At 40.7% G+C, this 15,790-nt stretch carries 12 protein-coding genes; 10 read left to right on the forward strand and 2 right to left on the reverse strand.

The features are described 5' to 3' along the window. The first annotated feature begins 17 nt into the window (after positions 1 to 17). The 3 genes from H5079_RS03045 to H5079_RS03055 are packed head-to-tail and all read left to right on the forward strand — an operon-like array spanning position 18 to position 3,684. Positions 18 to 2,237 (forward strand): polysaccharide biosynthesis tyrosine autokinase, encoded by a 2,220-nt coding sequence (locus H5079_RS03045; protein ID WP_182683398.1) that lies wholly within the window; start codon positions 18 to 20, stop codon positions 2,235 to 2,237. A gap of 3 nt (positions 2,238 to 2,240) precedes the next feature. Then, positions 2,241 to 2,969, forward strand: coding sequence for a tyrosine-protein phosphatase (locus tag H5079_RS03050; protein WP_011328455.1), 729 nt, complete (start codon positions 2,241 to 2,243; stop codon positions 2,967 to 2,969). Continuing rightward, positions 2,962 to 3,684: a VpsP family polysaccharide biosynthesis protein gene (locus H5079_RS03055; RefSeq protein ID WP_182683399.1), complete on the forward strand. Its 723-nt coding sequence runs from the start codon at positions 2,962 to 2,964 to the stop codon at positions 3,682 to 3,684. The genes H5079_RS03050 and H5079_RS03055 overlap by 8 nt, the downstream gene beginning before the upstream one ends. Positions 3,685 to 3,912: 228 nt before the next feature. On the opposite strand, the gene rsmF is transcribed toward H5079_RS03055, so the two are convergent. Then, positions 3,913 to 5,361 carry a 16S rRNA (cytosine(1407)-C(5))-methyltransferase RsmF gene (rsmF, locus tag H5079_RS03060; RefSeq protein ID WP_182683400.1) on the reverse strand — a complete coding sequence of 483 codons (1,449 nt, stop codon included), beginning with the start codon at positions 5,359 to 5,361 and terminating at the stop codon, positions 3,913 to 3,915. A 263-nt stretch (positions 5,362 to 5,624) separates the two neighbouring features. Between rsmF and H5079_RS03065 the strand changes: the two genes are divergently transcribed. The 5 genes from H5079_RS03065 (at position 5,625) to prpF (ending at position 12,342) form a co-directional block, all read left to right on the forward strand. After that, positions 5,625 to 6,323: a GntR family transcriptional regulator gene (locus H5079_RS03065; protein ID WP_011328452.1), complete on the forward strand. Its 699-nt coding sequence runs from the start codon at positions 5,625 to 5,627 to the stop codon at positions 6,321 to 6,323. 71 nt (positions 6,324 to 6,394) lie between these two features. Beyond that, positions 6,395 to 7,267: a methylisocitrate lyase gene (prpB, locus tag H5079_RS03070; RefSeq protein WP_011328451.1), complete on the forward strand. Its 873-nt coding sequence runs from the start codon at positions 6,395 to 6,397 to the stop codon at positions 7,265 to 7,267. Between the two features lie 25 nt (positions 7,268 to 7,292). After that, on the forward strand, positions 7,293 to 8,417 hold the full coding sequence (gene prpC, locus H5079_RS03075) for a 2-methylcitrate synthase (protein WP_086994992.1): 1,125 nt from the start codon (positions 7,293 to 7,295) through the stop codon (positions 8,415 to 8,417). Between the two features lie 134 nt (positions 8,418 to 8,551). Then, positions 8,552 to 11,161, forward strand: coding sequence for a Fe/S-dependent 2-methylisocitrate dehydratase AcnD (acnD, locus tag H5079_RS03080; RefSeq protein WP_089368425.1), 2,610 nt, complete (start codon positions 8,552 to 8,554; stop codon positions 11,159 to 11,161). Between the two features lie 14 nt (positions 11,162 to 11,175). After that, positions 11,176 to 12,342 (forward strand): 2-methylaconitate cis-trans isomerase PrpF, encoded by a 1,167-nt coding sequence (gene prpF / locus H5079_RS03085; RefSeq protein ID WP_041454466.1) that lies wholly within the window; start codon positions 11,176 to 11,178, stop codon positions 12,340 to 12,342. 91 nt (positions 12,343 to 12,433) lie between these two features. On the opposite strand, the gene H5079_RS03090 is transcribed toward prpF, so the two are convergent. Then, complete coding sequence (locus tag H5079_RS03090; protein WP_011328447.1) at positions 12,434 to 13,450, reverse strand: LacI family DNA-binding transcriptional regulator; 1,017 nt, start codon at positions 13,448 to 13,450, stop codon at positions 12,434 to 12,436. Positions 13,451 to 13,595: 145 nt separating this feature from the next. Between H5079_RS03090 and H5079_RS03095 the strand changes: the two genes are divergently transcribed. Continuing rightward, positions 13,596 to 14,639, forward strand: coding sequence for a UDP-glucose--hexose-1-phosphate uridylyltransferase (locus tag H5079_RS03095; RefSeq protein WP_011328446.1), 1,044 nt, complete (start codon positions 13,596 to 13,598; stop codon positions 14,637 to 14,639). Beyond that, positions 14,639 to 15,784 carry a galactokinase gene (gene galK / locus H5079_RS03100; RefSeq protein ID WP_086995000.1) on the forward strand — a complete coding sequence of 382 codons (1,146 nt, stop codon included), beginning with the start codon at positions 14,639 to 14,641 and terminating at the stop codon, positions 15,782 to 15,784. The genes H5079_RS03095 and galK overlap by 1 nt, the downstream gene beginning before the upstream one ends. Positions 15,785 to 15,790: the final 6 nt, after the last annotated feature.

Below are 15,790 nucleotides of genomic sequence, written 5' to 3' on the forward strand. Positions count from 1 at the left end.
GTTAAAGGCAGTGATGAATGAATAAACAATCAGAAAAATTTAATAATAATAATAATGATGATGTAATTGAGTTGGGCATTAACTTTAATGTTATTAAGCAAGCAAAGTGGCGAATTTTGAGCTTTGCGATAGTTATTACATTATTAGCGATAATGATTACGTTAACTTTAATACCTAAATATAAAGCAAGTGCAACGTTATTAATTGAAGCTGAGCAGGCTAAAGCGGTTAGTTTTGAAGAAATATATGGTTTAGACTCAAACCAAAAAGAATATTATTTAACTCAATTTGAGGTAATAAAATCAGACAGTATTGCACGTGAAGTTATTACGAAACTAGATCTGCAGTCACACACTGACTTTATTCCAAAACCTTCAATATTTAATGAAGTTAATATACTAATTAAAGAGTTGCTGCCTTTTTTAAATAAAAAAGAAGTTGCTGCGCTCTCGTATGAAGATCAAGTTGAGCAACAAATGCAAGATTTGCTTAGTATATTTAATAAAGCATTAATAGTTTCACCAATTCGTAAAACGCAATTAGTTAGGGTGAGTTTTGAGTCGAGTGATTCTAAACTTGCAGCCTTAGTAGCAAATACGGTAGGTGAGGTATACATAGACAGCCAAATGCGCGCCAAAATGGGGATAACGCAACAGGCAACAAGCTGGTTAAACACACGCTTGTCACAGTTACGGATCCAATTAGATGATTCAGAGGTTCGACTGCAGGCGTACCGAGAGGCGCAGCAATTAGTTGATATAGAAGGTATTGCGGGGCTAGTGACACAAGAGCTAGAGCAAATGTCTCAGCAGTTAGTTGATGCTCGAGCCGCAAGAAATAATTTAAAGAGTATAAACAGAGTAATCAAGGAGTACGGAAATAATAATATAGAATTTTTAGGTAGTATGCCGGAAATAACATCACATAAAGTAGTACAAGATGTAAAGCGCGAGTTAGTACTTGTTGAGCGAAAAGTGAGTGACTTGGGCGAAGTATATGGCAATAAGCACCCAAAAATGATTTCTGCTAAAGCTGAACTTGCAACTGTAAAAGCTAATTTAAATAAGCAAATTAAAGGCCTAGTTACAGGTATCGAAAAAGAGTTAAACAGAACAACTCGAACCGTTAATACATTAGAAGCGGATTTGAAAAAAATCCGAGATGATTATCAATATATTACACGCAAAGAAACGCAGTATAATCAGTTAAAACGTGAAGTTGAAACTAACCGAAATATATTTAATACATTTTTATCTCGCTCTAAAGAAACCGAAGTAACCAGCGACTTCACCTCAGCAGCAGCTCGCTTTACCGATAGAGCATACACACCTAAATATCCCAGTAAGCCCAATAAAAAGCTTATTGTAATAATTACATTTATAGCTAGCTTTGCCTTTGCAGTAGTGATGAGCTTTATATTTGATGCATTAAACGATACGGTAAAAACAAAAAATGACGTTGAAAGTAAACTAGCGCAACGCATGCTAGGTTTATTACCCAAAGTTAAAATATCGAGAAAGAATCCGTTTCCGATATACGCATATTTAGAGGATAAATACCGTCGCTTTGCAGAATCTGTGCGTACATTTAGAACAAGCTTATTGCTTACTCAGTTAGACCGAAATCATCAAATAATAGCAGTTACATCAAGCGTCCCAGGTGAAGGGAAAACCACCACATCAGCTAACTTAGCCTTATCGCTTGCGCAAATGGGGAGCGTTTTACTGATTGATGCTGATTTACGTAAACCCAGCTTAGCAAAACGGTTTGATATACCTGTATTTCACCCGGGATTAAGTAATTTAATTACTGGTACAGAGCAGTTTTCTGAGTGCGTACATTTAGATGAGCGCTCTGGTGTTGCTATTATGCCAAGTGGGCAAATACCATCAAATCCGTTAGAGTTACTCTCTAGCGCCCGGTTTGATGAGTTATTAAAGGTTTTAAAAACCAAGTACGATCACATCATTATTGACACCCCCCCAACACAAGCGGTTAGTGACGCATTAGTAATTGCACAAAGTGTTGATTCGGTAGTGTATGTAGTGAGAGCAGACGTAACCAGGGTAAAACCGATTAAAGCTGGGTTAGAGCGTTTGTTTGAGGTAAAAGCACATGTGGCAGGCGTTATACTTAACCAAGTAGATATGAGCAAAACTAAAGATGAGCATAGCTACGGATACTATGATTATTATGATTACTCACAACCGCCAGAAAAACCTCAACCTAATGGCTAAATTATGATTGATATTCATTCGCATATTTTACCCGGTATTGACGATGGTGCTAAAAATTTAAATGAATCTTTAGCATTATTAAAGCTAGCGCAAAGTGATGGAATAACACATATGGTGATTACTCCGCATATTCATATAGGGCGATTTGATAACTCCGCGGTACAACTTCGCAGAGACTTAGCTGATTTAAAAGAGCATGCAAAACAGGCTCAAATTACTATAAAGCTAGCAGTAGCGGCAGAAGTACGCCTTGATATAGAGTTAATGGCACTGGTAAAGGCAAATAAATTGCCCTTCATTGGGAATTTAGCCGGAGCAAATTACTTATTGTTAGAGCTACCACATTCTCATGTACCACCAGGCTACGATAAGTTTATTGGCTGGTTAACAAAACAAAATATTAAAGTGATTATACCTCACCCTGAACGTAACCGTGATATTCAGGCTAATCCTTTTTATATAGAACATTTAAAGCAGTTAGGTTGTGAGTTTCAATTAACCGCTTCAAGTATTGAAGGGGGGTGGGGGGATAAAGCAAAACAAATTAGCAATAACATGCTTAAAGGTAATTTAGTTAATTATGTTGCCTCTGATGCGCATTCGGTAAAACGTAGGCCGCCAATACTTAGTAAAGCAAAACACATTGTGAGTAATTTAGTAGGGGAGGATAAAGCACATATGTTATTTGTAACTAACCCTTGGCGCTTAACTGAGTCACTATTTTGTGATTAGTTTTAAATTAAATAGGTTAATCCCTATTATTGTTTTAGCGCTTATAACCTTGTTTATTGCCTATTACAGTATAAAAAGCATACGCGCCAATGCTTGGTATTTTAATGCTAGAAATACGCTGGAACAGCTGTCCTCTCCAATTAAGCGCTCAGAATTAAAGCAGGCCGAAAAAGCTATTACTTTAGCGGCTAAGTTTGAGCCAAGCCATCCTCATTATTGGCACTTGAATGCGTATATAAAAATATTATCAGTAAGTATTTTAAATCAGCCGACTGTAATTAATGCTCCTACACATCAGCTGGCTTATAAACAAGCCGAACAAGCGCTTTTAAAGTCTATTGAATTAAGGCAAACATGGGCAGAAACTTGGATAGCATTGGCGCAAGTGGTGAGTTATCAAGATGGGCCCACAGAGCAGGTTTATGATTATATTCAACAAGCAAAAAAAGTAGGGCCTTATAAGCTTGATGTACATTTAGGTATTATTCAAATAGCGTTGATTCATTGGTCGCAACTAACTCCACAATACAAAGCTTTATATGTTAACGAATTGAAGTTAGCAGTTAAATATGGCTATAAATTCAATCAAGTATTTGATATTGCAAAACAAAGTAATAGCTTACCCATATTGTGTTTATCGTTACAATTTGGTGGCGATTTCGATTCTGTTCGCAAAAGTTATATATTTAAAAAACATTGTGGTAGTGGCAAATAAAAATGCCCAGAGTTATAAAAACTCTGGGCTATAAAATGACTCTTAGTTGAGCCTTACGTTAACTGAAGACGCTTTCTTGATTATAGGGAGAAGAAGAAAGTACATATAAGTATAGCTAATATGATTAAAACCGCACATTTATTATCCGAATTTAAGTACTTTTAACAACTCAATCATATTCACAAATGTATGCATGTTTTAATACTCACATTTTACATTAAACGCTGTTTAATTGCTTTGTGCCCATGTTATTAGCTGCGTATTTTGTACTAGATCGCGTGGGAGTGAGTTTTTAACTTTATTTTTTTGCCATTTACCTAAGCCAATAGGGCAGCCACATAAAGTTAAAATAACTTCTCCTGTATTTTGGCTTACATCAGCTAAGCGAATATCCTTACCCTGAAAGTAGTCGTTAGCTTGAGTGTCGGTTAAAGGCAATACATTACTTTTACACTGCTTACCAAATGCGGTTGCAAACTCGTGGGCTAAACGCACGCCATTATTATGAATGGCACCAAGTTGAATGCCTAAACGGGCGTATTTAATTTTGTTTTGCACAGCTTCAAACTCCTGCGGAAATAACCACAGCTCTTTATCGCGCTGCATTAATGTGCCCGGTAAGGTATTTAAACCAAATTGTTGCTTAAGTGTTTGCATAAAAACAGCACTTTTTTTGCTCTCAAATTGCTGAAACGGAAAAGCACCTTTTTTGACTTTTAGATTAGGGTTGTCACTACTTGCTTGTTTTTTGAATTTGGCAATAAAAAAGCCTTCACTGTCGAAAGTTTGCGGCCACACATGTAAATACCCCTCTGGCGTAGTTGCTTTACTTGCGCCAGGAAATAGATCACTTAAAGACTCGGGTATTATACAGTCGCCAAATTCACTGAGTAAAAAGTCGCACACGTGTTGGTTTTCAAGTGGAGTAAGCGTACAGGTTGAATACACTAAGGTTCCACCGGGCTTTAAGGCGTAAAATGCACTTTTAATTAGATCTTTTTGTACTTGGGCAATTTCAATATTAGAGTCGATTGACCAATTTTTTAGTGCATCTGCATCTTTTCGTACTGTGCCTTCGCCAGAGCAGGGGGCATCGAGTAAAATGCTATCAAAGCACTCAAACATATAATTACCAAAAATCACCCCATCAAAATGCGATAACGCACAGTTACCTACTCCCATGCGTTTTAAAGTAGCGCTAAGTACTTTTAAGCGTGATGACGAAAGCTCATTTGCAACCAACACCCCTTGGTTATTCATTAGTGCAGCAAGCTGCGAAGTTTTAGAACCAGGTGCAGATGCCATATCAAGAACGTAATTAGTGTGCTCTATACTTTGTTTTAGTGCTATGGGGGGCAGCATAGAGCTTGCTTCTTGAACATACATAGCACCGCTAAGGTGAAGATCGGTATTGCCAAGTGCTAGGTTTTGCTCTTCTGCGGCAGGGCGCTCTAACCAAAAACCTTCCTCGCACCATGGAATAGGAGTGAGTAGCCAATTTTTTTGCTTAGCGTATTGCTTAAACTCAGTAACAGATATTTTTAAGGTATTAACACGAATAGATTTTCGTAGTGGCCGCCGGCAAGCATTAATAAAGTCGTCTATATCTAGGTGTGCAGGTAAATAGGTTTTTACATCATCGATAAAGTGCTCGGGGATAAAGGTATTTGCGTCCACGGTTTGGCCAGTCGTTATATTAAAGACAAATAATAACATTTCTTAAAGTGTGTTTCAGTGCTTAACAGGTAAAAAGTTAGTTTTTATTGGTGTCGACACTTAGCAGTGGTTTATCACTTTAGAGCAGACAATTATTATACTTTAGGCTAATGATGTCGACAATAAGTGTGTTTTTTAAGTTTTACATACTGTTTTAGGGTTGACACTTAGTGGTAGTGAGTTCATAGTGGCTTTATAAATTGTCGACAATCTAATAGTAACCTATGACGCAAAGCCTGTTAAATGAAACACCTATTACAACCGCATCAGATCAAGTGTTTGTAAATATGCGCCGAGAAATAGTAGAGGGCAGCATAGCACAAGGCAGTAAAATATCTGAGCCAGAACTGGCAAAGCGTTACGGGGTAAGCCGTGCAACGCTGCGTGAAGCGTTAAATCGTTTAGAAAGCTGTTATTTAGTTGAGCGTAAAGCCAACATAGGTTGCCGAGTTGTATCGTTAACAGCAGATCGCTTGATAGAAGTTTATCAAGTGCGCAGTGCCTTAGAGGGCTTGGCGTGTCGTCTTGCTGCCGACAATATGGCAGCCGATGAAGTCCAAGGTTTAAAGCAATTACTTAATCAGCATTTAAAAACGCAACGAGTAAAAGAAGGCGAGTCGTACTATCAAGAAGCAGGTGATTTAGATTTTCATTACCGCATTATTAAAGGCAGTAAAAATGCCCACTTGATTCATTTGCTATGCCACGACCTTTATCAATTAATAAGAATGTACCGCGTACAAATGGGTATGGTTGGTCCGCGGGTATCAAAAGCATTTGATGAGCACTTAGCTATTATTAATGCGATTGAAAACCACGATGGTGAATTAGCCGAAATGTTGATGAAGCGCCACATAAGTGCTTCACAAGCCAATATTCAAACTAAATTTGATTTACTTGCAGCGCAAACTAAAGCCAGTTAAATAAATCGTTTTAGTATTTAAAATATCAAAACTGCCCCAGAGCAGCCACCGTTCAAAGTTAGGAGAAACGAATGTCAGCAGGATCAAAGTTTAAACAGGCTATTGCCAATAATCACCCATTACAAATAGTGGGTACTATTAATGCGTACACAGCAATGATGGCTGAAAAAATGGGTCATCAGGCAATTTACTTATCGGGTGCTGGTGTTGCCAATGCTTCTTTTGGTATGCCTGATTTAGGTATGACTAGCCTTGATAACGTGCTTGAAGATATTCGCCGTATTACCGGTGCAAGCGACTTACCTTTATTAGTAGATGCAGATACAGGTTGGGGTGGTGCGTTTAATATTGCCCGTACAGTAAAAGAAATGACTAAAGCAGGCGCTGCCGGTTTCCATATTGAAGACCAAGTAGCGCAAAAGCGTTGTGGCCACCGCCCAAATAAAGAAATAGTTAGCCAAGGTGAAATGGTTGACCGTATTAAAGCTGCTGTAGATGCAAAAACCGATAGTGACTTTTACATTATGGCACGTACCGATGCGTTTCAAAAAGAAGGTTTAAATGCCGCTATTGAGCGCGCAGCAGCGTGTGTTGAAGCCGGTGCAGACGCCATTTTTGCAGAAGCCGTGCACGACCTTGCCGACTACCAAGCATTTACAAAAGCGATTAACGTTCCTGTATTGGCTAACATTACTGAGTTTGGTCAAACGCCTATTTATACTAAAGAGCAGTTAGGCGATGTAGGCGTTGAAATGGTGCTTTACCCATTAAGCGCATTTAGAGCGATGAACAAAGCAGCCTATAATGTATACAGCTCAATTTTAAATGAAGGTTCGCAACAAAGCCAAATTGAAAATATGCAAACCCGTGCTGAGCTGTATGATTTTTTAGATTATCACACCTATGAAAATACCCTAGATAACCTTTTTTCATCAACTAAATAATAATAACAATTTAAGGAGATAAATTATGAGTACTAAAGTATTAGCGGGTGCAGGTTTACGCGGACAAGTAGCAGGTCAAACTGCATTATGTACAGTAGGCCAAACAGGTTCAGGTTTAACTTATTGTGGTTACGATATTAGCGAGCTTGCTGAAAAAGCGCAGTTTGAAGAAGTATCGTTTTTATTATCTCGTGGCGAATTACCAACAACTGGTGAGCTTGCAGAATACAAAGCTAAACTAAAAAGCTTACGCGGCTTACCACAAGCGCTTAAAACAGTGCTTGAGAACATTCCAAAAGACGCACACCCAATGGATGTGATGCGCACAGGTTGCTCTATGCTGGGTAACCTTGAAATGGAAAATGATTTTAGCGAAGCCAATGATGCAATTGACCGCATGGTTGCAGTATTTCCAAGTATTATTTGTTACTGGTATCGCTTTACGCATGATGGCGTACGCATTGAAACGCAAACAGATGACGACTCAGTTGGCGCGCATTTTTTAACCTTATTACACGATAAAGCCCCGTCTGAGCTATTTGCTCAAGTAATGAATGTGTCACTAATTTTATACGCAGAGCATGAATTTAATGCCTCAACCTTTACTGGTCGTGTGTGTGCATCAACGCTATCTGATATTCATTCATGTGTAACCGGTGCCATAGGTACGTTACGTGGGCCATTACATGGTGGTGCTAACGAAGCGGCAATGGATATGATTGAAAACTTCACCAGCGCAGATCAAGCAGAGCAAGAAATTATGGGCATGCTTGAGCGTAAAGATAAAATTATGGGCTTTGGCCACGCTATTTATCGCGAATCAGATCCACGTAACGTAATTATTAAAAAGTGGTCTGAAAAGCTCGCAGCAGAAGTAGGTGATGATGTACTTTACCCTGTGTCTGTTCGTTGTGAAGAAGTAATGTGGCGCGAGAAAAAGTTATTTTGTAATGCTGATTTCTTCCACGCATCGGCGTATCACTTTATGGATATTCCGACCAAATTATTTACGCCAATATTTGTAATGAGCCGCGTAACAGGTTGGACAGCACACGTTAAAGAGCAACGTGCAAATAACCGTATTATTCGTCCAAGTGCTGATTACACTGGGCCAGATGCACGTAGCTACACACCTATCGAATCACGTTAAAATTATTTGGTGGGCACGTAAAGTGCTCACCTTTTTTATTTGCTGCACACTATTTTAAGGCTCATCACTTTTCACTCTCTCCTTAAATAAGCTAGTAGTGCACAACCACCGTCACCAAATTAGCGAATATTTTAATGACTATAATAAATAATACTGAATATCGAAAACCCTTACCCAATTCAAACGTTGATTATTTTGATGCTCAAGCAGCTGTTGATGCAATTAAACCAGGTGCATATGCAACATTGCCTTATACATCACGTGTATTTGCCGAAAACTTAGTGCGCCGCTGCGATCCAGCAATGCTTACCGATGCACTAAACCAGTTGATCGAACGCAAACAAGATTTAGACTTTCCTTGGTATCCGGCGCGTGTAGTGTGTCACGATATTTTGGGTCAAACTGCACTGGTTGACTTAGCTGGACTGCGTGACGCGATTGCTGCTAAAGGTGGCGATCCGTCTAAAGTAAACCCAGTTGTACCTACGCAATTAATTGTAGATCACTCTTTGTCGGTAGAGCATGCAGGGTTTGATCCCGATGCATTTGAAAAAAACCGTGCTATAGAAGACAGACGTAACGATGACCGTTTCCATTTTATAAACTGGACCAAAACAGCGTTTAAAAATATTGATGTGATCCCGCCAGGTAACGGCATTATGCATCAAATTAACCTTGAAAAAATGTCGCCGGTAATTCAAAACCGCGATGGTATTGCCTTCCCAGATACCTTAGTAGGTACAGACAGCCATACTCCACACGTTGATGCACTGGGTGTTATTGCTGTGGGTGTAGGTGGCCTTGAAGCAGAAAGCGTAATGCTAGGGCGCGCTTCGTACATGCGCCTGCCAGACATTGTAGGGGTTGAGCTAACAGGTAAGCGCCAACCGGGTATTACCGCTACCGATATCGTACTGGCTATTACTGAATTTTTACGCGCGCAGCGTGTGGTATCAGCATACTTAGAATTTTACGGTGAAGGTGCCGATGCACTTACGCTGGGCGATCGTGCAACTATTTCAAATATGACGCCTGAATTTGGTGCCACAGCGGCGATGTTTTACATCGACGATATGACCATAGATTATTTGCGTTTAACGGGTCGTGAAGAAGAGCAAATTGCACTGGTAGAAAACTACGCTAAAACCACAGGCCTGTGGAGCGATAGCTTAAAAACAGCGCAGTACGATCGCGTGCTTAAGTTTGATTTATCAAGTGTGGGGCGCAACATTGCTGGGCCATCAAATCCACATCGCCGTGTATCTACAAGCGATTTAGCTAAAGAAGGTATTTCAGGCGTAGTTGAAAACGAAGCAGGCTTAATGCCAGATGGTGCGTGTATTATTGCCGCTATTACCAGCTGTACAAACACCAGTAACCCACGCAACGTGATTGCCGCGGCATTACTTGCGCGTAATGCTAACGCCAAGGGGTTAACGCGTAAACCTTGGGTAAAAACCTCATTAGCACCGGGCTCTAAAGCCGTGCAATCGTACCTAGAAGACGCTAACTTACTTACCGAACTTGAACAGCTAGGTTTTGGTATTGTTGGTTTTGCTTGTACTACCTGTAATGGCATGAGTGGCGCGCTTGACCCTGTAATTCAAAAAGAAGTGATTGATCGCGACTTATACGCCACCGCGGTACTGTCGGGTAACCGTAACTTTGACGGCCGTATTCATCCTTACGCCAAACAAGCGTTTTTAGCATCGCCGCCTTTGGTTGTTGCTTATGCAATTGCCGGTACGATTCGTTTTGATATTGAAAAAGATATACTAGGTAAAGATCAGCAAGGTAACGACGTTACCCTTAAAGATTTATGGCCGTCAGATGAAGAAATTGACGCAGTAGTTAAGCAAAGCGTTAAGCCAGAGCAATTTAGAAAAGTATACGAGCCCATGTTTAACTTAACCGTAGATTACGGTGAAGATAACGACCCGCTATACGAATGGCGACCAGAAAGCACTTATATTCGCCGACCTCCTTATTGGGAAGGTGCATTAGCAGGCGAGCGTACCATGACAGGTATGCGTGCACTGGCAGTACTTGGCGATAACATTACAACCGATCACTTATCGCCTTCAAATGCGATAATGGCCAGCAGTGCCGCGGGTGAATACTTATTAAAAATGAACGTACCTGAGGAAGACTTTAACTCATACGCAACCCATAGGGGCGATCATTTAACAGCGCAGCGCGCTACGTTTGCTAACCCTAAATTGCTAAATGAAATGGTACTTGATGAAAACGGCGAAATTAAGCAAGGTTCGTACGCGCGCATAGAACCAGAGGGCAAAAATACTCGCATGTGGGAAGCAATCGAAGCATACATGCAGCGTAAGCAACCACTTATTATTGTGGCAGGCGCAGATTATGGCCAAGGCTCGTCGCGCGATTGGGCGGCAAAAGGCGTAAGACTCGCGGGTGTTGAAGTAATTGCAGCTGAAGGGTTTGAGCGTATTCACCGTACTAACTTAGTGGGTATGGGTGTTTTACCGTTAGAGTTTAAAGCGGGAACAACTCGTAAAACACTCAAACTAGATGGCAGTGAAAGTTACGATGTAACGGGTGAACCAACCCCTGGTTGCACACTTAACTTGTCGATCACTCGTAAAAATGGCGAAGTACTAAACGTACCAATGAAATGTCGTATAGATACACAAGAAGAGCTGTCTATTTATGCTGCAGGTGGTGTATTACAACGCTTTGCACAAGACTTTTTAGAAGCTACAAAAACAGCATAAGGGCAGGGGTAATTATGTTTAAACCACAAATTAAAGTACCTGCCACATACATGCGTGGCGGTACTAGTAAAGGGGTGTTTTTTAACCTTAGTGACTTGCCAAAGCCTGCCCAAGTGGCAGGTGAGGCACGTAATAACTTATTACTGCGCGTTATTGGCAGCCCAGATCCGTACGGCAAACAAACCGATGGTATGGGCGGTGCTACATCTAGCACCAGTAAAACGGTTATTTTAAGTAAAAGTGAGCAAGCCGATCACGATGTTGACTATTTATTTGGCCAAGTGGCAATAGATAAAGCGTTTGTTGATTTTAGCGGCAACTGCGGTAATTTAACCGCAGCTGTCGGTGCTTTTGCTATTAGTAATGACTTAGTTGATAAAAGCCGTGTACCCGATAATGGCGTTGCTGTTGTACGTGTGTGGCAAGCCAATATTAAAAAAAGCATTTTAGTGCATGTACCTATGACTAATGGCGAAGTACAAGAAACCGGTGACTTTGAGCTAGACGGCGTTACATTTGCAGCAGCTGAAGTAAAACTTGAATTTATTGACCCTGCAGATGGCGACGGGGCGTTATTCCCAACTGGCAATGTGGTTGATGACCTAGAAGTGCCGGGAGTCGGTACTTTAAAAGCGACGATGATCAACGCAGGCATTCCCACCATTTTTGTTAATGCAAGCGACATTGGTTATACCGGCACTGAATTGCAAGATGATATAAACGCAGATGCAGCAGCGCTTGAAAAGCTTGAAACCATTCGTGCCTATGGCGCAGTTAAAATGGGACTCATACAAAATATTGATGAGGCAGCAGCACGCCAACATACACCTAAAGTGGCATTTGTTGGTGCAGCACAAAATTACAAAGCGTCAAGCGGTAAGCAAATTAACGCCAGTGAAATTAACTTGTTAGTGCGCGCTATGTCTATGGGTAAATTACACCATGCAATGATGGGCACAGCAGCAGTAGCTATTGGTACCGCTGCGGCAATTGACGGTACGTTAGTTAATTTAGCCGCTGGTGGCGGGGCATTGAGTGAAGTTAACTTTGGTCACCCATCGGGCACCTTAAAAGTAGGCGCACACGCTACAAATACGGATGGTAACTGGCAAGTAACTAAAGCCAGTATGAGCCGCAGTGCACGGGTACTAATGGAAGGCGTGGTAAGAGTACCGCAATAAAGCATTGTTTTAATTACGATTAAGTTATTTATAATTTATGCATAAGTTGATGCGGTAATACTTTAGGGTATTGCTCATCAACTTTTTTTGGTTATGGGCTATTTTTGATACTCGTTGACTCTCGTTTGACCAAGCGGGGTAAATATTTATGCTCACTGTGACTGACACTTTCAACTATTTCATTTTTAAAGTGTGTTAACGCCAACTGAGCTGCGTGCTGCGCCATTTTTTCAATGGGATAGTTTAGAGTGGTTAGTTTTGGCCTTGAATAACGTGCAATCAGCACATCATCAAAACCAATCACCGACACATCACCGGGTACTTTATAGCCATTATCTTCAAGTGTTGAAATAGCACCAATAGCCATAGCATCGTTATAAACAAAAATAGCGCTGAAGGGCTGCCCAGAGGCTAATAAGTTTTGCGCAGCGCTTTGTCCGCCTTGTAGGGTAGGCTCCGCGTATTTAATCAGCGCAGGGCTAATGGGGCTGCCTGCCATATTTAGTTCTGCCGAAAAGCCATTAAGGCGTAGCGCAGGATCTTCAATTTGATATTTACTGCTTATACAGGCAATGTTTTTATGTTTGAGCGTCATTAGATGGCGCGCTGCTATTTTTGCGCCTTCTTCGTTATCTAACCAAATACATTTATGTTTTATTTGCTCAATGTGTCTATTGATAAGCACTAAGCCGGGGAGTTTTTCACATAAAGTAATTAGTTCGCAGTCAGGAATTATTTTACTATGCATAACAACAGTTTGGCAGCGGCGCTCAAGTAATAAATTGATAGCAGCGCGTTCAGATTCTACACTTTGTCCTGCGGTACTTAACAACAATTGCATATTATTTTCGCGGGCTACTTTATCTACCCCGCTGGCTAATAATGCAAAAAATGGGTCGGTAAGTTCGGGGATCACCACGCCTATGGTCATGCTTTTTCGGGTTACTAAAGCACGTGCATTAGCATTGGGCGTGTAGCCAAGCTCTTGCATTACTTTATTTACTTTTTCTATGGTTGCCTTACTTACTTTAGGGCCATTATTAATTACACGAGATACCGAGGCGATAGACACGCCTGCAATTCTGGCTACATCTTTTATTGTTGTCATTGGCGGGTAATCGTTTTCTACATCCTGTTAATAATAAAATTTACACTATTTAACGTGGGCTGTATATGTTGATTTTTTAGGTTGCAAATAGCGGGGTAAGCGTTTACCCTTTTCGGTTTTATCATAAACCACATTTGAGATACTTATGGATACAATTTTTGACCCTACTGAGCATCCACATCGTCGCTACAATCCATTGATTGACGAATGGGTGTTAGTTTCACCGCATCGTGCCAAGCGACCTTGGCAGGGACAAGTTGAAACTCTTGATGAAGACGTTAGAGAAAGTCATGATGAAAGCTGTTTTTTATGTGCTGGTAATACTCGCATAAACGGTGAGGTTAATGACAACTATAAAAAAACTTATGTGTTTACTAATGACTTTGCAGCTCTGAAAATTGATACTCCAGAATTTAAAACAGACGATCCGCTATTTAAAATGGCCACAGAGCAAGGCGAAAGCCGTGTTATTTGCTTCTCTCCAGATCACAGCAAAACCTTACCACAACTTAGTATTAGCGCTATTACCGACATTGTTAAAACGTGGCAAAGCCAGTGCTTAGAGTTAGGCGAAAAGTATAACTGGGTGCAGGTATTCGAAAACAAAGGGGCGATGATGGGGTGCTCAAATCCGCATCCGCATGGCCAAATTTGGTCGCAGCAGCAATTACCTACTTTGGTAAATAAAAAACAACATGCGCTGAGCGACTATGCTAAAAAATATAACAGTAACTTATTACTTGATTACGCCCAGCGTGAAGCGCAATCGGGCGAGCGTGTTGTTGTTAAAAATGAAGATTGGCTGGTGGTTGTACCGTACTGGGCAGGCTGGCCATTTGAAACCTTATTATTACCGCGTTTTGCGTTAACACGTATGGTCGACTTAACCCCAGAACAAGCGGTAACTCTAGCCGATGCATTAAAACAAATTACCACTAAATACGACAATTTATTTAATTGTTCGTTCCCATATTCTATGGGCTGGCACGGCGCGCCTTATGATGGGCAAGAGCATAGTGAATGGCAGCTTCATGCAAGCTTTTTTCCACCATTATTACGCTCAGCTACTGTGCGTAAATTTATGGTGGGTTACGAAATGATGGCTGAATCACAACGTGATTTAACCCCAGAGCAAGCAGCACAAAGATTACGTGATGTACCAAACGTACATTATAAGGAGGCTAAGTAATGCCAAGAACTACAATGCTTATTAGCCAATTTGAACAACATTTTAATTGCCCGCCAGAACAGCTATTTCATGCACCTGGGCGCGTTAACCTCATTGGTGAACACACAGATTATAATGATGGTTTTGTGCTACCTGCTGCGATTAATTTTGGCACCGACATTGCTGCAAAAGCACGAGCTGATCGCAACATTAACGTCTTAGCAATTGATTGTAACAGCGAAACCAATAGTTTTAGCCTAGATAAAATAGAATTTAGCCAACAACAAATGTGGGTTAATTATATTCGCGGCACACTGCAAGCATTAATGCAAAGCTATCCAAATATTAGTGGCGCCGACTTAGTGGTATCGGGCAATGTGCCACAAGGTACAGGTTTGAGTTCATCAGCTAGTTTTGAAATTGCTCTTTTAAAAACGTTTGCAACATTAAACAATATTCCGCTCGATGGTGTTAAAGCGGCACTTATGGGACAAAGTGCTGAAAATAACTTTGTCGGCTGTAATTGCGGCATTATGGATCAATTAATTTCATCGATGGGCAAGCAAGGGCATGCCATGTTGCTCGATTGCAGAAGTTTAACCTTTGAATATGCTGTGATTCCAAAGGGAATGTCGTTAGTTATTGTTAACTCTAATGTTAAAAGAGGGCTGGTCGACAGCGAATACAATACCCGACGCGAGCAATGCGAAGCTGCAGCAAAGCACTTTAATAAACCGGCATTGCGCGATGTTACTCTTGAGGAACTAGAAGCAGAGCAAGCTAATTTACCGCCATTAATATATAAGCGCGCTAAACATATAGTCACTGAAAATACCCGTACCGAACTAGCTCTCAAAGCGCTAAACGTCAATGATATGGTAACTATGAGCCAACTTATGGCACAATCGCACCTATCAATGAAAAATGATTTTGATATTACTACCTCTCAAATAGACTTTTTAGTGGATATTACTGCTCAAGTTTTAGGCGAACAAGGCGGAGTGCGTATGACCGGTGGTGGTTTTGGTGGTTGTATCGTTGCTTTAACACCGGATCATTTAGTTGAGCAAGTACGTAACACTATTGACACACATTATTATGCAAAAACAGGGCTTCAAGCAGACGTTTACGTATGCCTGGCTTCTCAAGGTGCTTTTAGTAATTAATAAAAC

It is taken from the genome of Pseudoalteromonas sp. SG44-5 (assembly GCF_014164175.1).
Classification (GTDB): Bacteria; Pseudomonadota; Gammaproteobacteria; order Enterobacterales; family Alteromonadaceae; genus Pseudoalteromonas; species Pseudoalteromonas nigrifaciens.